Consider the following 21,231-nt stretch of genomic DNA (forward strand, 5'->3'; position numbering starts at 1 on the left):
GCCTGCGGCCTGCGGCCTGCGGCCTGCGGCCTGCGGCCTGCGGCCTGCGGCCTGCGGCCTGCGGCCTGCGGCCTGCGGCCTGCGGCCTGCGGCCTGCCGGTGGCCGCGGGGTGCACCCTGCTGAGGACGTGATCGGGCTGCTGTTCGGGAGGGGGTGGGCAGCGTGCCCGCGGCGGTGGTGCACGCGCTGGGCCCGGCGGGGGCGGTGGCGCTCGCCGGTGCGGCGGGGGCGGCGCCTGCCGCGATGGCCGGCGCTGGTCGGCGTGGGCACGCTGGTGCCGTACGGCCTGCCGCGGCCGGGCTGCCTGGTTCCGGCCCGGCTGGGCGTGCTGGAGATCCGCCGGGGGGACTTCCCCTCCGTCGGCGACGTCCGGCCTTCGCGGGCTACGGACTGGCCCTCCTGGCGGCCACCCGCTGGTACTGGCGTTACGGACGGCCCGTGACGACGGCGGCCAGGGTGGTGCCCGCGGGGAACGCGCCCGACTCCGTGAGGGCGGCCAGGGCCCAGAGCAGCTTGGCCACGTAGATCCGCTCGACCGGGAACCCGTGCCGCTCCTCGAAGTCGGCGGCGAACGCGTCCAGCCGCGCGGGGACGCGGGCGTAGCCGCCGTGGTGGAAGCCCTCCGCCAGGCTCCAGTCCCCGGCCGGGCCGCCGAAGGCCGCCTCCTGGAGGGAACGTATCTCCGCCCGCAGGAACTCACCCGCCAGGACGGGAACGCCCAACGCCCGTTGCCCTGGGGCCAGCCCCGCCGCCAGACCGGCCAGGGTGCCGCCCGTGCCGCAGGCCACCGCGACCACGTCGCCGGCGCCCCGCAGCTCGCGCCCGAGCTCCGCACACCCCTCCAGCGCGAGGGCGTTGCTGCCGCCCTCGGGGACGAGGTACGAGGAGCCGGCCCCGGCCCCCGCCAGCAGCCGGGCCAGTACCTCCGGCTCCGTCTTGCGGCGGTACTCCGAGCGCGTGACGAAGTGCAGCCGCATCCCGTCCGCCGCGCACCGGGCCAGGGAGTCGTTGAGGGGCCGGCCGGCGAGCTCGTCACCGCGGACGATCCCGACGGTCTCCATCCCCAGCAGCCGCCCGGCCGCAGCGGTGGCCCGCAGGTGGTTCGAGTACGCCCCGCCGAAGGTCACGACCCCGGGGAAGCCCCCGCCGACGGCGGCCCGCAGATTCGGCGCGAGCTTGCGCCACTTGTTCCCCGGCAGCTCGGGATGCACCAGATCGTCCCGCTTCACCAGCAGCCGCACCCCGTACCGCCCGAACCTCTCGTCCCGCACCTCCGCCAACGGCGAGGCAGGCCGGGGCTGCAGGACGACGCCGGGGTCAGGGGAGCGGTTCACCCACCCATTGTCCGTCCCGCGCCGTCGGACGGGAGGCGGAGGTGGACGTACGGGACCGTCGCGCCGGGGAGGACGTAGCGCTCGGATTCCTCGAAGCCGCGGGCGCGGGCGAAGCGCAGGCCGTCCTCGTTGGAGGCCAGGACGATCGTCTCGATCGTGTCGGGGGCGGGGACGAGTGCGCGCGCCTCGGCGAGGCCGTGGGCGTAGAGCGCGGCGCCGAAGCCCTGCCCGCGGTGGGCGGGCAGGATCCGGGCGATCACGGTGGCCACCGACGGGGCGTCGGCCGTGGGCCGGCGTACGGTCGTGCAGCCGACCGGGGCGTCGCCGAGGTAGGCGACGTCCAGGAGCTGGCGCCCGGCCCGCTCGCGCACCTCGTCGAGGGTGAGGGGGTCCGGGGGAATGATCACGTTGTGCACGTGGCGCCAGTCCTGGAGGGAGGCTTCGCCCGCCACCCGTTCGATTCGGAGGTCATCGGTCATCGGGCCAGGGAAGCCCGTGGATCTTCCCGGCGTCAACCCTCTTATTTGAGGCGTTCTCCCACCCGGGCGCGGAACTCGTCCATCGGGAAGCCCTTCGGGTCGATCTTGCCGGGCTGCCATTCCAGGTGGCCGATCACCGAGCGCTGGGTCCAGCCGTGGACCCGGCACACGGCGGCCGCCGCGCGGGCCATGGCGTCCAGTTGGACCGCCGGCCAGGGGTCCTGGCCGTCGCCCAGGTTCTCGCACTCGAAGCCGTAGAAGTGCCGGTTGCCGTCGGTGTCCGCGTGGCGGTCCGGCGGGAGCCTCTTCTCCGCGATCACCGCCGCCAGCACGTCCGAGTCGCCCGCTCCGGCGTGGTTGGCGCGGCCGTAGCCGACCAGGTGGACCCGGCCGTCCTTGGTGATGACCCCGTGGCAGAGCGGGCCCGGGAGGGCCTCGTCGCCGTCGCGGCAGAGCTCGACGGTGAACTTCGTCCCGTGCGTGACGGTGTGGTGGATCATCACCCCGTTCACCGGGCCCCAGGGTCCCTTGTGGTTGCGGTTGTGGGTGCGCCAGGCGCCCACCTCGACGACGGTCAGACCCTCGTTCCGCAGTGCGGCGATGAACCGGTCCGCGGACATGGGTGCGGACATGGCCGCCTCCTCTCCGGGTGCGCGATGGTCACCTTGCGTGTCCACCTCGTTGCTCTCCGGTGTAGTGGAGGCCGCCCTTCCGGGCTAGTGCGTTCGTACGGCGAGCGAGCGGATCCGGACACTCGCCCCGACCGGCCCACCCGCCACGGGAGTTACGCGGAGGCCAGCCACAGGTCCGGGCCGAACACCTCGTAGTGGATGTCCGAGGGGGGCACGCCCTTGGCGAGCAGCTGCGCGCGGACGGACCGCATGAAGGGGAGCGGCCCGCACAGGTACGCCGTCGTGCCCGGGGCCACCGGCACGTCCGCCAGGTCGAGGCGGCCCTCGCCGTCGCCCGGCTCGGCGGCGGCCTCGTACCAGAAGCGGGCCGAGGCGTCGGCGAGCTTGTGCGCCAGGGCCCGGTGGTCGGCCCGCAGTGCGTGGTCGGCGGGGGAGCGGTCGGCGTGCAGGACCGTCACGGGGGCGGCGTGCCCGGTGTCGGCCAGGTGCTCCAGCATCGACAGCATCGGGGTGCAGCCGATCCCGGCCGAGGCGAGGAGGACCGGCGCGGCCGAGTCCCGCAGGACGAGGTCGCCGTACGGGGCCGAGACCCGCAGGGTGTCGCCGGTCGCGATCCGGGCGTGGAGGTGGTTCGAGACCTCGCCGTCGGGACCCGCGGCCGCCGGGCCGTGGACCCGCTTGACCGTGATCGTGCGGACCGGGGAGCCGGGCGCGCCGGAGAGGCTGTACTGGCGTATCTGCCGTGCCCCGTCCGGCAACTCGACCTGGACCGAGACGTACTGGCCGGGCTTGGCGGAGGGGGCGGGGGCGCCGTCCGCCGGGACCAGGTGGAAGGTGGTGCAGTCCGCGGTCTCCTCGACGCGGGCGGCGACCGTCCAGGGGCGCCAGACGTCGCCGGCCAGGACCTGCTGCTCGGCGTAGAGCCGCTCCTCGATGGCGATCAGGGCGTTGGCCATCAGCCAGTAGACCTCGTCCCAGGCCTCGGCGACGTCGGGGGTGACGGCTTCGCCGAGGATCTCGGCGATCGCCTGGAACAGGTGGTGGTGGACGACCGGGTACTGCTCGCGGGTGACGCCGAGGGAGGCGTGCTTGTGCGCGATGCGCCGCAGCATCACGTCGGGGCGGGTGTCCGGGTGGGCGACGAGGTGGGTGGCGAAGGCCGCGACTGAGCCGGCGAGGGCCTGCTTCTGGAGGCCGGCGTTCTGGTTGCCGCGGTTGAACAGGTCGCGGAGCAGCTCGGGGTGGGCCGCGAACAGCTTCGAGTAGAAGAGGTCCGCGATGTCGCCGATGGCCGCGCCGACGGCGGGCAGGGTGGCGCGTACGGTCCCGGTCGACTTCTCGGACAGCATGGGGGCTCCTCTGCGCGTGGGGTACGCCTGTGTCGAGTAATCGGTATTCAGGATGCTTGTTTTCGGGTGTGGGTACACCTGTTCGGGCCGTTGGTGTCAGGTGGCGGGAACCGGCCGATCGCCCTCGGTACTCGGGGGCCGGCGGTCCCCGGCGGACCGCCCGCGCCGCCCGGCAGCAGCGGGCCGGTCGGCGCCGCGACGAGGTCGTCCACCGTCAGCGGGGCCAGTGCGGCGAAGAAGGCCTCCTGTGCCCCGCGCAGCGGGCAGCGGGCGGCGGCTGCAGGGCCTTGACCCGCCCCGAATCCTGGGGCGGCTGGCTGGCTGGAACCGGTGGGGTGGAAGGGGTCTCGCGTGAAGGAGGTGAACTCCAAAGAGTGCCCACACCCGGACGGAGTAGTCCCACCCTTTTGTGTAATGGTCCCACCACGTTCCGTACTGGAAGGCTGCATCCCGCAGATCCATGGAGTGATCGAAAGGGATACACATGTCGGTCCAGGCAGGTTCCGAATCCGAGGTCCAGGCACCGCAGAGGAGCCTTGCGACCTCGGCCGCGCGGAACTTGGCAACCACGACCAAGTCCGCGCCCCAGATGCAGGAGATCACCTCCCGGTGGCTCCTCAAGATGCTCCCGTGGGTGTCCGTGCAGGGCGGCACGTACCGGGTGAACCGGCGGCTGAGCTACTCGGTCGGCGACGGGCGCGTGGAGTTCGTCAAGACCGGGACCCAGGTCCAGGTCATCCCGGCCGAGCTCGGCGAACTCCCGCTGCTGCGCACCTACGAGGACCTGGACGTGCTCACCGAGCTCGCCCAGCGGTGCCGCCAGGTCGACTTCGAGGCCGGCCAGGAGCTGACCTCCTTCGGCAGTGCCTCCGACAACGTGTTCCTGCTGGCGCACGGCCGCATCGAGCAGATCGGCCCCGGCCCGTACGGCGACGACGCGGTGCTGCGGACCGTCGCCGACGGCGCCTACTTCGGCGAGGACTCCCTCGTCGACGACGAGGCGATCTGGGAGTACACCGCCCGCGCCGTCACCTCCGGCACCGCCCTCGTCCTCTCCCGACAGGACTTCCGGCTGCTCGCCGACCGGGTCGACTCGCTGCGCGAGCACGTGGAGGCCCAGCGCTCCCTGCCCGCCCAGCGCGCCAACCAGTACGGGGAGGCCGCGATCGACCTCTCCGCCGGCCACCACGGCGAGGCCGTGCTCCCCGGCACCTTCGTGGACTACGAGGCCAGGCCGCGCGAGTACGAGCTCTCCATTGCACAAACGGTCCTGCGGGTCCACACCCGCGTCGCCGACCTCTACAACCAGCCGATGAACCAGACCGAGCAGCAGTTGCGGCTCACGGTCGAGGCGCTGCGCGAGCGCCAGGAGCACGAGATGCTCAACAACCCGGAGTTCGGCCTGCTCCACAACGCCGAGTACGACCAGCGCATCCAGCCGCACGACGGCGGCCCCAGCCCCGACGACCTGGACCAGCTGCTCAGCATGCGGCGCGGCTCCGACCTGTTCCTCGCCCACCCCAAGGCCATCGCCGCCTTCGGCCGCGAGTGCAACAAGCGGGGCCTGGTCCCCGAGACGATCGACGTCGGCGGCCACCGGATGACGACGTGGCGGGGCGTGCCGATCTTCCCGTGCAACAAGATCCCGATCAGCGACGCGCGGACGACGTCCATCCTCTGCATGCGCACCGGCGAGGACGAGTCCGGTGTCATCGGCCTCCACCAGCCCGGCATCCCGGACGAGATCGAGCCGAGCATGTCGGTGCGCTTCATGGGCATCAGCGAGCAGGCGATCATCTCGTACCTGGTCACCGCGTACTTCTCCGCCGCGGTGCTCGTGCCGGACGCGCTCGGCATCCTGGAGAACGTCGAGATCGCCCGCTGGCGCTGAGCGGCCGGCAGAGCAGGACGACCGGGGATCGGGGATCGGGGACACGCCATGGGCACCACTGAGGCGATCACGACCGGCGAGGGGCACGAGGCCGCGGCCCTGCTGGAGCGGACGAGGGAAACGGTCAACCCGGAACTGCGCCGCACGGTCGAGAGCCTGCCCGGCTCGATGCGGCGCGTGGCGATGTACCACTTCGGCTGGGAGCAGGCGGACGGGACCCCGGCCGCGGGCCACGCGGGCAAGGCCATCCGGCCCGCCCTCGTGCTCGCCGCGGCCCGGGCCCTGCGGGGCGACCGGGACGGGAAGGAGGCCGAAGGCGCCTTACGGGCGGCGGTGGCCGTGGAGCTGGCGCACAACTTCACGCTGCTGCACGACGACGTCATCGACAAGGACACCAAGCGCCGGGGCCGGCCCACCGCCTGGACCGTGTTCGGGACACCGGACGCCATCATCACGGGCGACGCCATGATGGCGCTCGCGCTGCGGCTGCTGGCCGAGGATCCGCACCCCGCCGCGGCCGCGGCCTCGGCGCGGCTCGCGACCTGCGTCATCGAGCTGTGCGCGGGCCAGCAGGCGGACTGCGCGTTCGAGCAGCGCGCGTACGTCTCGCTCGACGAGTGCCTGACCATGGCGACGGCCAAGACGGGGGCCCTGCTGGGCTGTGCCTGCGCGCTCGGCGCGCTCTACGCGGGCGCCGGGCCGGACGAGGTCGACGCGATGGACGCGTTCGGACGGGAGGCCGGGCTGGCCTTCCAGCTGATCGACGACCTGATCGGCATCTGGGGGGACCCGGGACACACCGGCAAGCCCGCCGGGGCGGATCTGATCGCCCGCAAGAAGTCCCTCCCGGTCGTGGCCGCCCTCACCTCGGGGACCACGGCCGGCGAGGAGCTGGCGGCCCTGTACGCGGGGCCCATGGCGGCGGACGACGTGCGCAGGGCCGCCGAGGCGGTGGACCGGGCCGGCGGGCGCGACTGGGCGCAGGCCCATGCCGCGGACCGGATGGGCCGGGCGGTGCAGCTGCTGTCGCGGGCCGTGCCGGACCTCGGGGCGGCCGGGGGCCTGCTGGCGCTGGCGGAGTTCGTGACGCGGCGGACCCGGTGAGCCCGTAGCCAGGGGCGGGTGGTCGTACGCAAGCCCCGTTCCGGCACCGCATGGTGCCGGAACGGGGCTATCCGCCGTTCCGGGCCAACTCTAGGATCGCTCGCGGTAGTTGAAACGCGAGCGAAGGGTGTGCCCAGTGGCGCTGGAGATACGTCAGGCGGATCAATCGGACCGGGACGCGGTGGCCCGCCTCCTCGACGAGGCCTTCCGCGCCGACCCGGTCAGCAGCTGGGTCTTCCCGGACCCGGAGCACCGGGCCGCGGTGCACGGCAGGTTCCTGGGCGTCTTCGTGGACGTGGCGCTGGCGGAGGGCCGGATCGACTACGCGGCGGACGGCTCGGCAGCCGCCCTGTGGCTGCGGGTCCCGGCGGGGGATCCCGAGGGGGAAGCCGCCGAGGACGACGTGCCGGCGAGGATGCGGGAGGCCGCCGACCCCGACAACGAGCGGTGCGAGCTGGTCGGCCGGCTGACGGGCGAGGTCCACCCGACCGCCGAGGAGCACGAGTACCTGCTGATGATCGCGGTCGCCCCGGACCGCCAGGGCGAGGGGCTCGGGACGGAGCTGATGCGGCCGGTGCTGGAGCGCTGCGACCGCGAGGGCGTTCCGGCCTACCTGGAGGCCAGCAGCGAGCGCAGCAGGCGGCTGTACGAGCGGCTCGGCTGGACGTTCACGGGCGAGGCGGTGCGGCTGCCCGAGGGCCCGCTGATGTGGCCCATGTGGCGCAAGCCGCAGGGGACGGGGGCGCAGGGGGCGGAGGCGTAGGGCCCGCCGGGGCGTACGCACGGTACGGCCGCGGTCGCGGCACGTCGCCGGGCGCCGAGGGCCGCCGGACGCGCGGAACCGGCCTACCGTGGAGGTATGGCCGGTGAACAGCACCAACAGAAGGATCGGCGCCACCCGCAACCGCACGACATCGTGGCCCCGCAGGCCGGGCACGAACAGCGCACGTGCCCGGTCTGCGGTCGCTCCGTCGACACCCTCGTACGGCGGCGCAAGGCGCTCGGGATCTTCGTTCCGGAGTGGGTGCCGGGTCCCTGCAGGAACCCGGACTGCCCCGAGTACGAAGCCGAGGTGGCCAAACTGCCCGAGCTCTGACTAACCCTTCGTGCCCAGGCCCGACGCGGCCAGCCCGTTGGCCCAGAGCTGGTTCACGCGCGAGCGCTCCGTGCTGTTCGGGTACGGGTTCTGGCAGGAGGTGCCCGGGCCGCCGCCCGACATCAGCTCGGAGCAGGGGCCCGAGTAGTGGTCCGGCAGGCCCAGCACGTGTCCGGTCTCGTGCGCGGTCACCCGGGTGGAGTTGTACTGCTGGTTCTGCCGGTAGTCGAGGAAGATGTAGCCCCGGCCGTGGCCGTCCGTGCTCGCGTACGAACCGCGCGAGTCGTTGCCCTCGTAGTACGAGAAGTTCCCGCCGGAGGAGACCTCCTGGAGCTTCACGTTCGAGACCGAGCTGTTCCATATCTGGGTGGAGCTGGCTATCTGGCTGCGGAAGCTGGGCGCGTTGCGCGTGTTGTACGTGACGGTCACCGCGAGGACGCCCGGGTTCGCGGCGCGCTGCTCGGCGACCGAGCGCTGCACGGCCTCGAAGAAGGCGCGGTTCGCGTCCTGGTTCTCCTGCGAGCGCTCGTACGCCGAGTAGGTCGCGGTGTTGCCGACGGGAGCGGGAGCGGGGGCGGCGCTGGCGGTGGGGACGGCGCCGAGGGCGGCCGCGAAGCCGAGGCCGATGGTGGCGGCCAGAACGGCCTTTCGGGACGTACGGGAGTGGCGCATGTGGGGGGCTCCTACTCATCCGGTGCGGGGGGTGGGTCGTTCGGTACCGGAGTCTGCGGGAGCGGGAGCGGCCGGCGGATGATGTCAGCCACCGATAGCGCCGCCCTATCGGGAAGGTTTCGGAAGGTCAACTTCCATGAGAATGGCGGGATTCGGTGGGGTATCAGTGGCTGGTGCGGTGCGCGGGGACCGGCCTACCCTCGGGTCATGGAGCTTGAGGTGAGGCACCTGCGCGCACTGTGCGCCATTGCCGACGCCGGCAGTCTGCACAAAGCCGCGCGGCAGCTCGGCGTGAGCCAGCCCTCCCTGACGACCCAGCTGCGGCGCATCGAACGCGCCCTGGACGGCGAGCTGTTCCTGCGTGAGCGCACCGGCTGCCGGCCCACCCCGTTCGGCCGCACCGTCCTCGGCCGGGCCCGTCCGCTGCTGGCCGAGATGGCCGCGCTCGTCGCCGAGGCGAGGGCGCTGGCGCGCGGGCCGCGGCTGAACATCGGCTCCACGGCCAGCCGCGCGATACCGGGGTGGCTGCGCAGGATCCACCGCAGGATGCCGGACACCGAGACCTCGCTGGTGGTGGACGTCTCCGCCAACGCCCTGCTGCGGATGGTGGCTTCGGGGCAGCTGGACGTGGCGTTCGTGCACGAGGTGGAGGGCTGCCCGCTGCGGGTGCCGGCCGGGTTGGAGCTGCGGACCCTGATGGAGCGCGAGCCGCAGTTCGTGTCGATGTCCCGGGACCATCCGGCGGCGCGCCGGCCGGTGGTCGAGTTACAGGACCTGGCGGCCGACCGGTGGACGGTCGACCCCGCCGTGGACGGCGAGTGGGACGGCCTGCGCCGGGTGTTCGCCGGGGCCGGGCTGGACCCGCCGGTGCTGCACGCCGACTACCACACCGCGACCTCGCTGATCGTCTCCGGCGAGGCGGTGGCCCCCTGCCAGCCGACGTCGGGGCCGCGCGACGACATGGCGATCCGCCCGCTGTCCGGCGACCCCCTGGCGGTCCGGCTGCTGCTCGCCACCCGTCCGGGGGCCCACGCCGAGGTCTTCGAGGACCTCCGCGCCGCCTACCGCGAAGCCGCCCTGCGCACTCCCCCCTACCGCGCCTGGCTCCACCACCACGAAAGCCCCCTCCTCGCGGCGTAGCCGCGATACAACGCGACAACCGGCCCCGCCCGTCGTACGAGGCGCGGAGGCGCTGACGCACGCCTGCCCCCCGATCGGCGGCAGACCCGGACCCCGCCAAGAGGCGCGCACGCTTGACTTCGGCGTACCGCGATATATCGTGTTCATCAGAAGACGCGATATGTTGCGTGCCGTGTCCGTACGCCGAGGAGGATCAGCACCATGGCAGAGCAGAAGACGTGGTCGGTCGCCGAACCGCAGAAGCTCACCTTCGAGGAGCCGGTGACCGAGCTCCGCGTCCGTGTCGTGGGCGGGACGGTGAACGTCGTCGCCGACGAGGGTCCGGCCCGGCTGGAGGTGGCCGCGGTCGACGGGCCGCCGCTGTACGTCGTGCAGGAGGGCGGCACCCTCACCGTCTCCTACGAAGACCTCCCCTGGAACGGTTCCCAGGGCTTCAAGCAGTGGCTTGAGGGCAAGCCCTGGAAGTCCTGGTCGCGCACGGGCCTCGGCCGCAAGGCCTGGGAGCGCAGCGCCACCGTCACCCTCACCGTTCCCGCCGCCACCCGCGTGCAGCTCGCGGCCGTCGGAGCCGCCGCGGTCGTCTCCGGCATCGCCGCCGCCACCGACGTCCACGGGGTCTCCGGCGACGTCACGCTGGTCGGCCTGTCCGGCAAGGTCAGCGCGAACACCGTCTCGGGCGGCGTCGAGGCCCAGTCCCTCACCGGCGAGCTCGGCTTCCACTCCGTCTCCGGCGGCCTGACCGTCGTCGACGGAGCGGGCGGCAGCGTACGGGCGGACTCGGTCAGCGGCGACATGCTCATCGACCTCGCCCTCGACCCGGCCGCCCCGCGCCCCGTGGACATCTCCCTGAACTCCGTCTCCGGGCAGGTCGCCGTCCGCCTCCCGCACCCCGCCGACGCGCGGGTGGAGGCCAACACCGCCACCGGCGGCGTGTCCAACGCCTTCGAGGACCTGCTCGTCTCGGGCCACTTCGCTGCCAAGCGCATCGCCGGCACGCTCGGCGCCGGCACCGGAACCCTGCGGGCCACCACCGTCTCGGGTTCCATCGCCCTGCTGCGCCGCCCGGCCGCCGACGCCCCGTCCGACGAAGGCCCCGCCCCCCTCGTGCTCGACAAGAAGGTGCTCTGACATGCCGCCCGTCTTCGCCCACGGCCGCCTCCGCCTCTACCTGCTCAAGCTGCTGGACGAGGCCCCGCGGCACGGCTACGAGGTGATCCGCCTGCTGGAGGAGCGGTTCCAGGGCCTGTACGCCCCCTCCGCGGGCACGGTGTACCCCCGGCTGGCCAAGCTGGAGGCCGAGGGCCTGGTCACGTACGCCACCGAAGGCGGGCGCAAGGTGTACTCCATCACCGACGCGGGCCGCGCCGAACTGGCCGACCGCGGCGGGGAACTCGCCGACCTGGAGCTGGAGATCCGCGACTCGGTCTCCGAACTGGCCGCCGAGATCCGCGACGACGTACGGGGCGCCGCGGGCGCGCTGCGGCGCGAGATGAGGGCCGCCGCCTCCGTGTCGGCTGCCCCGGTCGAGGACGCGTCCTGGGCGGCGGCCAAGGAAGAGCTGCGCAAGGCCAAGCAGGAGTGGAAGGAGCAGGCGCGCCGGGCGAAGGACGAGAGCCGCCGGGCCCGCGAGGAGGCCCAGCAGGCCCGCCGCCAGGCCAAGGAGGCGCAGGAGCGGGCGCGTGAGGAGGTCATGCGGATCGCGGTCCAGTTCCAGGAGCAGTTCGCGAAGTCCGGCGGGGTGCTGGGCAATCTGGCCGGCAGCTGGCTCGGCGGCACCGGAAAGGACACCACCGCGACCACCGATGCCGCCTCCGCCTCCGCCAGTACGGCCGCCGGCCCGCGCTGGGCCGAGGACCTCGCCCCCACCGGCGATCCGGCCCGTGACCTGGACCGGCTGCTCGACCGCTTCCGCGACGACGTCCGCGACGCGGCCCGCGACCACGGCATCACCCCGGCCAAGCTGGCCGAGGCCCGCGCCCACCTCGCGGCGGCCGCGGACCGCCTCGCCGAAACGCTCCGGCCCAAGCGCTGAGCCCGCCGGGCCGGTCCGCAGTGCCCGCCCGCGGCACCAGCCCGTCGCGACGGGTCGCGCGTCAGGCCGCTGCCAGGCCCGCCTCGGCCGCCGCGTAGGTGACGCCGTGGTCCGCCAGGACCTCGGCGGCAGTGCCCGGGAGCGACAGCAGGGCCAGCAGCAGGTGCAGGGTGGAGATGTGGCGGTCGTGGCGGCCCAGCGCGATGCGCAGGGACTTCTCCAGGGTCTTCTTCGCGCCCTGCGCGAAGGGGACGTGCCGGCTCACCGGCTCCGGGCGGCCCAGCGCCGAGCGGAGCGAGGAGCCCAGGGAGCGCCGCCGCGGGCCGGCGGCGGCCAGCACGCCCTCGCCGTGGGCCTCCTCGACCCGGGAGAGTATCGCGGTCAGGTCGATGCCGAGCCCCGCGAGGGCCTCCTCGTCCGCCCGGGACATGCCGCCCCGGCGGCGGGCCGTGGCGAGGTCCGCCGCCATCGCGGCGCGGTCTACGCCCAGCGGGTCCAGCGCGCCCCGGTCCAGCAGGGCCAGGAGCAGGTGCTCCTCGGTGACCGTGGCGGCCCCCGCCTGCCGGGCCTCGGTCACGGCGCCCACCACGGTGTCCCGGGCGTCCTGCGTGAAGCGTTCGAACATCAGACCCTCCCGTGCTTCTTGTGTACGGCCTGCCGGCTGACGCCCAGCTCGGCCGCGATCTCCTGCCAGGACCACCCCTGGGCACGGGCACTGCGCACCTGTACGGCCTCCAGCTGCTCCAGCAGCCTGCGGAGGGCGGCCACGGCACGCAGGCCCACCCGCGGATCGCGGTCACCGGCCCGTTCGGCGAGATCGGTCGCTTCCGTCATGCATGTCAATTTAGGTTGACAGGCCTGACGGTGTCAACTGTCGTTGACGGCAGGGCGGCTACACGGTCAGGACGATCTTTCCGAACAGATCGCCGGCCTCCAGCTTCTCGAAGCCCTCCCTCGCCCGGTCCAGCGGCAGGACCTCGTCGATCACCGGCCGCACCCCCGTCGCCGCGCAGAAGGCCAGCAGGTCCTCCAGCTCGTCCTTCGACCCCATCGTCGAGCCGACCACCTTGAGCTCCAGGAAGAAGATCCGCGTCAGCTCGGCGTGCGCCGGCCGGTCCCCGCTCGTGGCGCCCGAGATGACCAGGGTGCCGCCGGGGCGCAGCGACTTGACCGAGTGCGACCAGGTGGCCGCGCCGACCGTCTCGATCACCGCGTCCACCCGCTGCGGCAGCCGGGCGCCCGGCTCGTACGCCTCCACCGCGCCCAGCTCGACCGCCCGCTTGCGCTTGGCCTCGTCCCGGCTGGTGGCGAAGACGCGCAGGCCCGCCGCCTTGCCGAGGACGATGGCGGCGGTCGCGACCCCGCCGCCCGCGCCCTGCACCAGCACAGAGTCGCCGGGGCGCACGCCCGCGTTGGTGAACAGCATCCGGTACGCCGTCAGCCACGCCGTCGGCAGGCACGCGGCCTCCTGGAAGGACAGCTCGGCGGGCTTGCGCAGGACGTTCCAGGCCGGGACGGTCACCTGCTCGGCGAAGGTGCCCTGGTAGCGCTCGGTCAGGATCGAGCGCGGCTCGTCGGGGCCGACCCCGTGGCCGCTCTGGCCGATCACGGAGTGCAGGACGACCTCGTTGCCGTCCTGGTCGACTCCGGCGGCGTCACAGCCGAGGATCATCGGGAGTTTGTCCTCGCCGAGGCCGACCCCGCGCAGCGACCACAGGTCGTGGTGGTTGAGGGAGGCGGCCTTGACGTTCACGGTCACCCAGCCGGGGCGGGCCTCGGGGGCCGGGCGCTCGCCCAGCACGAGGCCGCTCAGCGGCTGGTCACGGTCGATTCGGGCGGCGTAGGCAGCGAACATGCCGCGACGCTACCGCTCGGTAGCGCGTCGGGCCAGACCTGTCGGGGCCGTGCCGGTGAGGCCTTCGTCGCACGACCGCCCGTAGGGATCGGCGGCCGTCGGCGGGAACCGGGCGAGGGTGTTCCTGCGTCCGTACAGGACCGTCCGAAAGTCGAACGGAATCTTTCGTCGCTCGCTCAACTAAGCGTGTCACGTGCGGTCTTGTGCGGCCGGAAGAGGGAAGTGGAACGTCAGGATCAAGCCTGGGGTGGCGGTAATATTCACGCCATACCGCCCGGCTCGTCATGAGCCTGCCACCTTGTGGCCGCATTCTCATTGGCGAAGCGTCAGCTTCGTGGAGGTGCCGAGGCGGGGCGTCCCCTCCCGGCTCGGGGGCGGGGAGGGTATGCCCGACGGAAGAGGGGCCCGGCCGGAGACATCCGGTCGGGCCCCTCTTCCGCTGCTGCTTCCGGGTCAGGCCAGGCGGGCCACGCCGTCGGCCTTGGCCGCCGCCGCGACCGCGGCCGCGACGGCCTCGGCGACGCGGGGGTCGAACGGCGACGGGATCACGTAGTCGGCGGCGAGCTCGTCACCCACGACACCGGCGATGGCGTCGGCGGCGGCGATCTTCATGCCTTCGGTGATCCGGCTGGCGCGGACCTTCAGGGCGCCCGCGAAGATGCCCGGGAACGCCAGCACGTTGTTGATCTGGTTCGGGAAGTCCGAACGGCCCGTGGCCACGACCGCCGCGTACTTGTGCGCGACGTCCGGGTGGACCTCCGGGTTCGGGTTGGCCATGGCGAAGACGAAGGCGTCCTTCGCCATCGAGGCCACCGCCTCCTCGGGCACGGTGCCGCCCGAGACGCCGATGAACACGTCCGCGCCGCTCAGCGCCGCTTCCAGGGAGCCGGTTTGGCCGGTCCTGTTCGTCAGGCCCGCGATCTCCGCCTTGACGTCCGTCAGGTCGGAGCGGTCCGCGGAGACGACGCCCTTGCGGTCGGTGACGCACACGTCGCCGATGCCCGCGTCCACGAGGATCTTGGCGATGGCGATGCCCGCCGCGCCCGCACCCGAGATCACGGCGCGCAGGTCCCCGAGCGTGCGCCCGGTCAGCTTCGCGGCGTTGCGCAGGGCGGCCAGGGTCACGATCGCCGTGCCGTGCTGGTCGTCGTGGAAGATCGGGATGTCCAGGGCTTCCTGGAGCCGGCGCTCGATCTCGAAGCAGCGGGGGGCGGAGATGTCCTCCAGGTTCACCCCGCCGAAGGACGGAGCCAGACGGATGACCGTCTCGACGATCTCGTCCGCGTCCTTGGTCGCGAGCGCGATCGGCACCGCGTCCACACCGCCGAACTGCTTGAACAGGATGGCCTTGCCCTCCATCACGGGGAGGGAGGCCTCGGGACCGATGTCACCGAGCCCGAGCACGGCCGTACCGTCGGTGACGACGGCGACCACGTTCGACTTCCAGGTGTACTCGTTCACCAGCTCGGGCTGCTCCGCGATGGCGCTGCAGACCTTCGCCACGCCGGGCGTGTACGCGAGGGACAGGTCGTCCTTGTTCTGGACCGGCACCGTGGCCTGGATGGCCATCTTGCCGCCCCGGTGCAGTGCGAACACCGCGTCCGGGTTGTTGTCCGTCGCGCTGTCGCTGCGAGGATTGACGATCTCCGCTGCCACTTTCTTGGCCCCTTAAGTCTTTGAATCGTTGAGGGTGACCACACCTGGTTAAGGGGTGGGCGGGCACCGCGTCCGTACTCCGCATCGACGGTTGGCCCGTCTCCGCGAAGGGGAGGTTCGTACGCGCGGGCGCGCCGCACGCGCGCCCTGAGCCCCGGATGAGGGGTGTAAGGATCCGTTGTACCCGAAGAACGCTCACCCAGACGAGTCGATTCCGGCTCGACTGTAGACCTCTTGTCCTGTTTTCGGCGAAAGGTCCAAACGACTCTGTCCAATGGTCGAGACGGACCGCAAATACTCCGTCAAAAAGGCCAGGTCGCAGCGGTTCCTGCGGTCTCGAACCCCCCATTCCGCAGTCCTGTTGGGTACCCCGGCCCACCCGTTATCCGATTTTGACCTGACGAACTGCCTGAATGCGTCAGTCCGAATGGCAAGATGCCGTAATCACACGAGGTCGCGACACTCGAAGGTGCGTGCCCGACCGTTCTCGGATGCTCCACCAGCCAGCCGGAGGAACCAGCTCATGACCGCAAGCACCACCCGTCGTACGACCGCCGCCCGGTCCCGGATCGCCGCGGTCGGCGCGATCGCGGTCGCCGGAGCCCTGATCCTCACCGGCTGCGGCGACCAGACGGACAAGGGCGCCTCGTCGACCCCCTCCGGCGGTACGTCGAAGGACAGCTCCGCCCCGCTCTTCTCGGCCCTGCCGAAGAAGATCCAGGACGCCGGTGTCATCAAGATCGGTACGGACTCCGCCTACGCCCCGATGGAGTTCGTCGAGGGCGGCAAGATCGTCGGCGTCGACCCCGACATCGCCGACGCGCTCGCCAAGCAGCTCGGTGTGAAGATGCAGTTCACCGCGGGCACCTTCGACGGCCTGATCACCTCGATCTACACCGGCCGCGAAGACGCGATCATGTCGTCGATCACCGACAACAAGCAGCGCCAGGAAGGCCTCGACGACAAGGGCCAGAAGATCGGCAAGGGCATCGACTTCGTCGACTACTTCTCCTCCGGCCTCTCGCTCCTCGTCAAGAAGGGCAACCCCGAGGGCATCAAGTCCCTGGACGACCTCTGCGGCAAGACGGTGGCCGTCCAGCGCGGCACCACCTACGAGGACGCCTTCAAGGCCCAGGCCGAGAAGTGCGGCGACAAGAAGCTCACGATCCAGGCCTTCGACACCGACGCCGAGGCGCAGACCCGCGTCAAGGCCGGCGGCGCCGTCGCCGACCTGAACGACTACCCGGTCGCCGCCTACACGGTGAAGACCTCGGGCGGCGGCAACGACTTCGAGATCGCCGGCCAGCAGAGCGGCGTCGGCCTCTTCGGCATCGGCGTGAGCAAGGAGAACACCCAGCTCCGCGACGCCCTCAAGCAGGCCCTCGACGCCGCGATCAAGGACGGCTCCTACGCCAAGGCGCTGGAGAAGTGGAACGTGCAGGACAGCGCCGTCAAGTCCGCGACGGTCAACGCAGGTCAGTAAGTCCCGCGCTCCACGCTCCACTGAAGGGCAGTCATTGTGACTGACAAGATCGAAAAGGGTCCGGCCGAGAACCCGCCGGCCGGACCCGGCGCCTCGGGCCTCCCGTACGAGGCCATCAAGGCGATTCCGGTACGGCACTACGGCCGCTGGGTCAGCGGCGTCGTGGTCGTGGCGCTGCTCGTCTGGCTCGTCTACGCGTTCGCCAACGGCAACGTCATCTGGGCGACGGTCGGCGACAAGCTGTTCGACCCGGCGGTTCTGACCGGTCTCGGCAACACCGTGATCATCAGCGTCTCGGCCATGGCGCTGGGCCTCGTGCTCGGCATCCTGTTCGCGGTGATGCGGCTCTCGAAGAACCCGGTGACGGGAGCCGTCTCCTGGCTCTACATCTGGTTCTTCCGCGGTACCCCGGTGTACGTCCAGCTGCTGGTGTGGTTCAACCTGTCGCTGATCTTCCAGTACATCAACCTCGGTCCGATCTACAAGAACGAGACCGTCGACATCATGACCCCGTTCATGGTCGCCCTCCTGGGCCTCGGCCTGAACGAGGGCGCGTACATGGCGGAGATCGTCCGGGCCGGCATCCAGTCGGTCGACGAGGGCCAGACCGAGGCCGCCCACGCGCTCGGCATGCCGCAGACGAAGACCATGCGCCGGATCGTGCTCCCGCAGGCGATGCGCGTGATCATCCCGCCGACGGGCAACGAGTTCATCAACATGCTGAAGACCTCCTCCCTGGTCTCGGCGGTGCAGTACACGGAACTCCTGCGGGCTTCGTCGAACATCGGCAACACGGCCGGTGCCATCATGGAGATGCTGTTCGTGGCCTCCTTCTGGTACCTCGCCCTGACCAGTGTGTTCAGCGTCGGCCAGTACTACCTGGAGCGCCGCTTCGCCCGTGGTTCCACGCGGAACCTGCCGCCGACGCCGTTCCAGCGCCTGAAGGCCAACCTGAACATGTTCCGCCGTACGGAGGTCGCGCGATGACCGCTCAGCCGATGGTCAAGGCCGAGGGCGTCCACAAGTCGTACGGAGCCGCCCACATCCTGCGGGGCATCGACCTTGAGGTCGCCCCCCGCGAGGTGTTCTGCCTGGTCGGCCCCTCCGGCTCCGGCAAGTCCACCTTCCTGCGGTGCATCAACCACCTGGAGCGCATCAACTCCGGCCGTCTCTCGGTGGACGGCCAGCTGGTGGGCTACAAGCAGAAGGGCGACAAGCTCTACGAGCTGAAGGACAGCGAGGTCGCGGCCCAGCGCCGCGAGATCGGCATGGTCTTCCAGCGCTTCAACCTCTTCCCGCACATGACGGCCATAGAGAACGTCATGGAAGCCCCCGTCATGGTCAAGGGCGAGTCCAAGGCGGTGGCGCGCGAGCGCGCCGTGCGCCTGCTCGACCGCGTCGGCCTGGGCGACAAGGGCGGGAACTACCCCTCGCAGCTCTCCGGCGGCCAGCAGCAGCGCGTGGCGATCGCCCGCGCGCTGGCCATGGAGCCGAAGCTGATGCTCTTCGACGAGCCCACCTCGGCGCTCGACCCGGAGCTCGTCGGCGACGTCCTCGACGTCATGCGGGACCTGGCCGAGTCGGGCATGACCATGATCGTGGTGACCCACGAGATGGGCTTCGCCCGCGAGGTCGGCGACAACCTCGTCTTCATGGACGGCGGCGTCGTGGTCGAGTCCGGCCACCCGCGCGAGGTGCTCGGCAACCCCCAGCACGACCGCACGAAGGCGTTCCTTTCCAAGGTGCTGTAAGCGCGGCGAACGGACGGAGGGGCGGTACGGGATTCCCGTACCGCCCCTCCCGCGTGTGGAGGAAAGTTCTCACTTTCCTCCAAGAGCACTACTTCAGGCCCAGGACCAGCGCGTCCGAGGGCGAGCGCCACACCGTCCGGGCCTCCGCGAAGCCCGCCTCGCGCAGGGTCCGCGCGTGCCAGGCGGCGTCGGGGGTGTCCCCGTCGGCGTGCTCGCCGTAGATCTCGTACCGGCGCTTCGTCGGCTCGGCGAGCACCGGGTCGGCTGCCGCGAGGGCCCACCAGTCGGCCCAGTCCAGCGCGCCGGCCGCGCGGGCCCGGTCCATCGCGGCGTGCCGGTGGGCGCGCTCGGCGGCGTTGATGCGCGGGGTCGCGGCGTCGGGCATGTGGTCGGCGTTCATGAAGACCCCGCCCTCGCGCAGCAGCGGGGCGAGCTGCCCGTACACCACGGCGAGCTGCGGGGAGTGCAGCCAGTGCAGGGCGGTGGCCGTCAGGACGGCGTCGTACGTGTCGTACGGGAGCGCCGAGGTCCAGTCGGGGTCCTTGAGGTCCGCGGTGACGAACGTGACACGGCTGTCGCCGTCGAAGTGGCCCCGTGCGATGGTCAGCAGCGCCGGGTCGAGATCGACGCCCGTACTGGTGGCTCCCGGGAACCGCCGGAACACGCGGTCCGTGATACTTCCCGTACCGCACGCCAGATCCAGCACCCGGGGGGTGGGTCCCACCAGTGCCTCGACCATGTCCAGCATCACCCGGAACCGCTCCTCGCGGTCGGGCATGTACCACTCCTGCTGCCGGTCCCAGCTCTCCTGCCAGGCCTGCCAGTCGGTCGTGGTCTGCGCCATCGCTCGCCCTCCAGTCGTAATACCCTCGAAGAAGTCTCGGCCGTTACTTCGAGACCCTAATCCGCAGCCGTAAGGACTACAAGTGGAACTGGCCCATTACTCGGACTATGCCGTGCGCCTGGTCAACACCGAGGAGCCGGCCCGCAACAAGGATTCGCTGACCTCGGTGGACGCAGTCCGGGGCCTCTTCGGTCCCGGGGTACAGGCCGCGCGCCGGGTCACCGACTCCGACGTCACCCGCTTCCGCAACGTCCGCGGCCGGCTGCGCGCCGTCTTCGAGGCCGCCGACGCCGGCGACCACGTGCTCGCGGTCGACCTGCTGAACTCCCTGCTCATGGAGTTCCCGGTCAGCCCGCAGGTCTCCGGCCACGAGTACCTCGACGACGAGGGCCGCCCCAACTGGCACATCCACCTCGCCGACCACCCCTCGAACGCCTCCGCCGGCTACGCCGCGATCGCGTCCTTCGGCCTGGCCTTCCACCTCACCGAGCACGGCCCCAACCGCCTCGGCCTGTGCCAGGCCGCGCCCTGCCGCAACGCCTACCTCGACACCTCCACCAACCGCTCCCGGCGCTACTGCTCCGACCGCTGCGCCACCCGCGCCAACGTGGCCGCCTACCGGGCCCGCAAACGGCTGGAAGCCGAGGCGTCCGGCCAGAGCGGACGCAGCGCCGACGCCGCCCAGGACAGCCGCGCCCTCAGCGAACTCTGATCCGCCGCGCGCGGCCGGAAGCGCAGCACCGCCGTCGCCAGCACCAGCTCCTCGGGCACCGTCCCGTAGTCGGTGCTGTCGCCGGTCTCGTTGTACGGGTTGTCCCCGAGCACCCACCAGCCGCCCGGCCGCCGCTCCACCGCCCGCTTGACCACCAGCAGGTCCTGCTGGAACGGGTGGCGCAGCACCACCACGTCACCCGGGCGCACGACCGCCCCGTACCGGACCACCAGCCGGTCCCCGTGCAGCAGCGTCGGCACCATCGAGGGCCCCGCCACCTCCAGTACCTCGAACGCCATCCGCGAGTGCCTTCTCTCCACCATGCGCGCCTCCTCGCCCGCTCTCGCCTCACTGCGCATGCTGCCGCAGCCTCCCGTAGATTCGCTCACCGGTCCGGACGCCACCCTGGACTTTTGTCCCAAGCCCACGGGGCCGCTCGCGAAATCCCCTTTCCCACGGAGTAATCTCCCCTCTTGAGAAGACGATCACGAGGAGGACAAACTCCATGCTTTCCCGCCTCTTCGCCCCCAAGGCGAAGGTCTCCGCCCACTGCGATCTTCCGTGCGGCGTGTACGACCCTGCCCAGGCCCGCATCGAGGCCGAGTCCGTCAAGGCCGTCCAGGAGAAGTACCAGGCCAACGAGGACGCCGACTTCCGCGCGCGCGCCATCACCATCAAGGAGCAGCGCGCCGAGCTCGCCAAGCACCACGTCTCGGTGCTGTGGAGCGACTACTTCAAGCCCCCGCACTTCGAGAAGTACCCGCAGCTGCACACCCTGGTCAACGACACCCTGAAGGCCCTCTCGGCCGCCAAGGCGTCGAACGACCCGGCGACCGGCCAGAAGGCGCTTGAGCTCATCGCCGAGATCGACCGCATCTTCTGGGAGACCAAGGCCGCCTGATCCCGGCCCGTCCCCGAGTACGGAGAAGGGGCCCGACCACCACGGTCGGGCCCCTTCTCCGTACTCGGGGACAGCGCGTCCCACGTGTGGACTATTCGTCCTCGTCGTCCTCGTCGTCCAGGCGGGCGAGCCAGGTGGCCAGGCGCTCCACCGGGACCTCGAAGTCCGGGTTCAGGTCGACGAAGGTGCGCAGCTGCTCGGCGAGCCACTCGAAGGTGACCTCCTCCTCGCCGCGCCGCTTCTCCAGCTCCTCGATGCCGCGATCGGTGAAGTACAAGTCGGGCTCCGTGCCGTGATGA

At 71.7% G+C, this 21,231-nt stretch carries 24 protein-coding genes and 1 pseudogene; 12 read left to right on the top strand and 13 right to left on the bottom strand.

Translation table 11 applies throughout. The annotated features are described in order from the left end of the window. Positions 1 to 426 precede the first annotated feature (426 nt). The 5 genes and pseudogenes from ACIBAD_RS11185 to ACIBAD_RS11205 form a co-directional block, all read right to left on the bottom strand. Complete coding sequence (locus ACIBAD_RS11185) at positions 427 to 1,335, bottom strand: pyridoxal-phosphate dependent enzyme (protein WP_134071349.1); 909 nt, start codon at positions 1,333 to 1,335, stop codon at positions 427 to 429. Continuing rightward, positions 1,332 to 1,814 (bottom strand): GNAT family N-acetyltransferase, encoded by a 483-nt coding sequence (locus ACIBAD_RS11190; protein WP_398905971.1) that lies wholly within the window; start codon positions 1,812 to 1,814, stop codon positions 1,332 to 1,334. The genes ACIBAD_RS11185 and ACIBAD_RS11190 overlap by 4 nt, the downstream gene beginning before the upstream one ends. Positions 1,815 to 1,855: 41 nt before the next feature. Then, entirely contained in the window at positions 1,856 to 2,446 is a 591-nt protein-coding gene (locus tag ACIBAD_RS11195) for an N-acetylmuramoyl-L-alanine amidase (RefSeq protein ID WP_398905973.1), read from the bottom strand. 152 nt (positions 2,447 to 2,598) lie between these two features. After that, positions 2,599 to 3,795 carry a globin domain-containing protein gene (locus ACIBAD_RS11200; RefSeq protein ID WP_398905975.1) on the bottom strand — a complete coding sequence of 399 codons (1,197 nt, stop codon included), beginning with the start codon at positions 3,793 to 3,795 and terminating at the stop codon, positions 2,599 to 2,601. A 149-nt stretch (positions 3,796 to 3,944) separates the two neighbouring features. Further along, positions 3,945 to 4,064, bottom strand: a pseudogene (locus ACIBAD_RS11205) (transcriptional regulator); the annotation flags it as partial. A 215-nt stretch (positions 4,065 to 4,279) separates the two neighbouring features. Between ACIBAD_RS11205 and ACIBAD_RS11210 the strand changes: the two are divergent. The 4 genes from ACIBAD_RS11210 (at position 4,280) to ACIBAD_RS11225 (ending at position 7,886) form a co-directional block, all read left to right on the top strand. Continuing rightward, positions 4,280 to 5,686: a family 2B encapsulin nanocompartment shell protein gene (locus ACIBAD_RS11210; RefSeq protein WP_134071343.1), complete on the top strand. Its 1,407-nt coding sequence runs from the start codon at positions 4,280 to 4,282 to the stop codon at positions 5,684 to 5,686. 48 nt (positions 5,687 to 5,734) lie between these two features. Continuing rightward, positions 5,735 to 6,790, top strand: coding sequence for a family 2 encapsulin nanocompartment cargo protein polyprenyl transferase (locus ACIBAD_RS11215; protein WP_134071340.1), 1,056 nt, complete (start codon positions 5,735 to 5,737; stop codon positions 6,788 to 6,790). A 136-nt stretch (positions 6,791 to 6,926) separates the two neighbouring features. After that, positions 6,927 to 7,553 carry a GNAT family N-acetyltransferase gene (locus ACIBAD_RS11220; protein WP_134071338.1) on the top strand — a complete coding sequence of 209 codons (627 nt, stop codon included), beginning with the start codon at positions 6,927 to 6,929 and terminating at the stop codon, positions 7,551 to 7,553. A 96-nt stretch (positions 7,554 to 7,649) separates the two neighbouring features. After that, on the top strand, positions 7,650 to 7,886 hold the full coding sequence (locus tag ACIBAD_RS11225; RefSeq protein WP_134071336.1) for a hypothetical protein: 237 nt from the start codon (positions 7,650 to 7,652) through the stop codon (positions 7,884 to 7,886). Here the strand turns inward: ACIBAD_RS11225 and snpA are convergent, their stop codons facing one another. Beyond that, positions 7,887 to 8,558: a snapalysin gene (gene snpA, locus ACIBAD_RS11230; RefSeq protein WP_398905979.1), complete on the bottom strand. Its 672-nt coding sequence runs from the start codon at positions 8,556 to 8,558 to the stop codon at positions 7,887 to 7,889. It lies immediately after the preceding gene. Between the two features lie 207 nt (positions 8,559 to 8,765). On the opposite strand from snpA, the gene ACIBAD_RS11235 reads away from it, so the two are divergent. The 3 genes from ACIBAD_RS11235 to ACIBAD_RS11245 all read left to right on the top strand — a co-directional run bounded on the left by ACIBAD_RS11235 (position 8,766) and on the right by ACIBAD_RS11245 (position 11,730). Further along, positions 8,766 to 9,698: a LysR family transcriptional regulator gene (locus ACIBAD_RS11235; RefSeq protein WP_134071332.1), complete on the top strand. Its 933-nt coding sequence runs from the start codon at positions 8,766 to 8,768 to the stop codon at positions 9,696 to 9,698. A gap of 201 nt (positions 9,699 to 9,899) precedes the next feature. Then, positions 9,900 to 10,826, top strand: coding sequence for a DUF4097 family beta strand repeat-containing protein (locus ACIBAD_RS11240; RefSeq protein ID WP_398905981.1), 927 nt, complete (start codon positions 9,900 to 9,902; stop codon positions 10,824 to 10,826). A 1-nt stretch (position 10,827) separates the two neighbouring features. Further along, entirely contained in the window at positions 10,828 to 11,730 is a 903-nt protein-coding gene (locus tag ACIBAD_RS11245; protein ID WP_134071328.1) for a PadR family transcriptional regulator, read from the top strand. 61 nt (positions 11,731 to 11,791) lie between these two features. Here the strand turns inward: ACIBAD_RS11245 and ACIBAD_RS11250 are convergent, their stop codons facing one another. From ACIBAD_RS11250 to ACIBAD_RS11265, 4 genes are all read right to left on the bottom strand, one after another. Further along, positions 11,792 to 12,355, bottom strand: a complete 564-nt coding sequence (locus tag ACIBAD_RS11250) for a Clp protease N-terminal domain-containing protein (RefSeq protein ID WP_134071326.1) — start codon at positions 12,353 to 12,355, stop codon at positions 11,792 to 11,794. Next, positions 12,355 to 12,564, bottom strand: coding sequence for a helix-turn-helix domain-containing protein (locus ACIBAD_RS11255; RefSeq protein ID WP_008741547.1), 210 nt, complete (start codon positions 12,562 to 12,564; stop codon positions 12,355 to 12,357). The genes ACIBAD_RS11250 and ACIBAD_RS11255 overlap by 1 nt, the downstream gene beginning before the upstream one ends. A 58-nt stretch (positions 12,565 to 12,622) precedes the next feature. Further along, the gene (locus ACIBAD_RS11260; protein WP_134071324.1) at positions 12,623 to 13,585 is read right to left on the bottom strand and encodes a zinc-binding dehydrogenase; all 963 of its coding nucleotides are present in this window, start codon (positions 13,583 to 13,585) and stop codon (positions 12,623 to 12,625) included. Between the two features lie 453 nt (positions 13,586 to 14,038). Continuing rightward, positions 14,039 to 15,241: an NADP-dependent malic enzyme gene (locus ACIBAD_RS11265; RefSeq protein ID WP_398905985.1), complete on the bottom strand. Its 1,203-nt coding sequence runs from the start codon at positions 15,239 to 15,241 to the stop codon at positions 14,039 to 14,041. Between the two features lie 523 nt (positions 15,242 to 15,764). On the opposite strand from ACIBAD_RS11265, the gene ACIBAD_RS11270 reads away from it, so the two are divergent. From ACIBAD_RS11270 to ACIBAD_RS11280, 3 genes are read left to right on the top strand one after another with little or no spacing between them, the layout of a single operon-like run. Continuing rightward, positions 15,765 to 16,724: an ABC transporter substrate-binding protein gene (locus tag ACIBAD_RS11270; RefSeq protein WP_134071318.1), complete on the top strand. Its 960-nt coding sequence runs from the start codon at positions 15,765 to 15,767 to the stop codon at positions 16,722 to 16,724. A gap of 36 nt (positions 16,725 to 16,760) precedes the next feature. Next, a complete protein-coding gene (locus ACIBAD_RS11275; protein WP_134071316.1) occupies positions 16,761 to 17,711 on the top strand; it encodes an amino acid ABC transporter permease in 951 nt (316 codons plus the stop codon). Continuing rightward, on the top strand, positions 17,708 to 18,475 hold the full coding sequence (locus ACIBAD_RS11280; protein ID WP_053691788.1) for an amino acid ABC transporter ATP-binding protein: 768 nt from the start codon (positions 17,708 to 17,710) through the stop codon (positions 18,473 to 18,475). The genes ACIBAD_RS11275 and ACIBAD_RS11280 overlap by 4 nt, the downstream gene beginning before the upstream one ends. Before the next feature lie 88 nt (positions 18,476 to 18,563). On the opposite strand, the gene ACIBAD_RS11285 is transcribed toward ACIBAD_RS11280, so the two are convergent. After that, positions 18,564 to 19,319: a class I SAM-dependent methyltransferase gene (locus tag ACIBAD_RS11285; protein ID WP_134071314.1), complete on the bottom strand. Its 756-nt coding sequence runs from the start codon at positions 19,317 to 19,319 to the stop codon at positions 18,564 to 18,566. Between the two features lie 82 nt (positions 19,320 to 19,401). Between ACIBAD_RS11285 and ACIBAD_RS11290 the strand changes: the two genes are divergently transcribed. Further along, on the top strand, positions 19,402 to 20,031 hold the full coding sequence (locus ACIBAD_RS11290; protein ID WP_398905989.1) for a CGNR zinc finger domain-containing protein: 630 nt from the start codon (positions 19,402 to 19,404) through the stop codon (positions 20,029 to 20,031). On the opposite strand, the gene sodX is transcribed toward ACIBAD_RS11290, so the two are convergent. Further along, positions 19,935 to 20,354: a nickel-type superoxide dismutase maturation protease gene (gene sodX / locus ACIBAD_RS11295; RefSeq protein ID WP_134071310.1), complete on the bottom strand. Its 420-nt coding sequence runs from the start codon at positions 20,352 to 20,354 to the stop codon at positions 19,935 to 19,937. The genes ACIBAD_RS11290 and sodX overlap by 97 nt on opposite strands. 182 nt (positions 20,355 to 20,536) lie before the next feature. On the opposite strand from sodX, the gene sodN reads away from it, so the two are divergent. Continuing rightward, on the top strand, positions 20,537 to 20,932 hold the full coding sequence (sodN, locus tag ACIBAD_RS11300; RefSeq protein ID WP_008741558.1) for a superoxide dismutase, Ni: 396 nt from the start codon (positions 20,537 to 20,539) through the stop codon (positions 20,930 to 20,932). Between the two features lie 91 nt (positions 20,933 to 21,023). Here the strand turns inward: sodN and ACIBAD_RS11305 are convergent, their stop codons facing one another. Next, positions 21,024 to 21,209: a DUF6104 family protein gene (locus ACIBAD_RS11305; RefSeq protein WP_010061466.1), complete on the bottom strand. Its 186-nt coding sequence runs from the start codon at positions 21,207 to 21,209 to the stop codon at positions 21,024 to 21,026. Between the last annotated feature and the right edge of the window lie 22 nt (positions 21,210 to 21,231).

The sequence above is a fragment of the Streptomyces sp. NPDC051109 genome (genome assembly GCF_044455885.1).
In the GTDB taxonomy this organism is placed as follows: Bacteria; Actinomycetota; Actinomycetes; order Streptomycetales; family Streptomycetaceae; genus Streptomyces.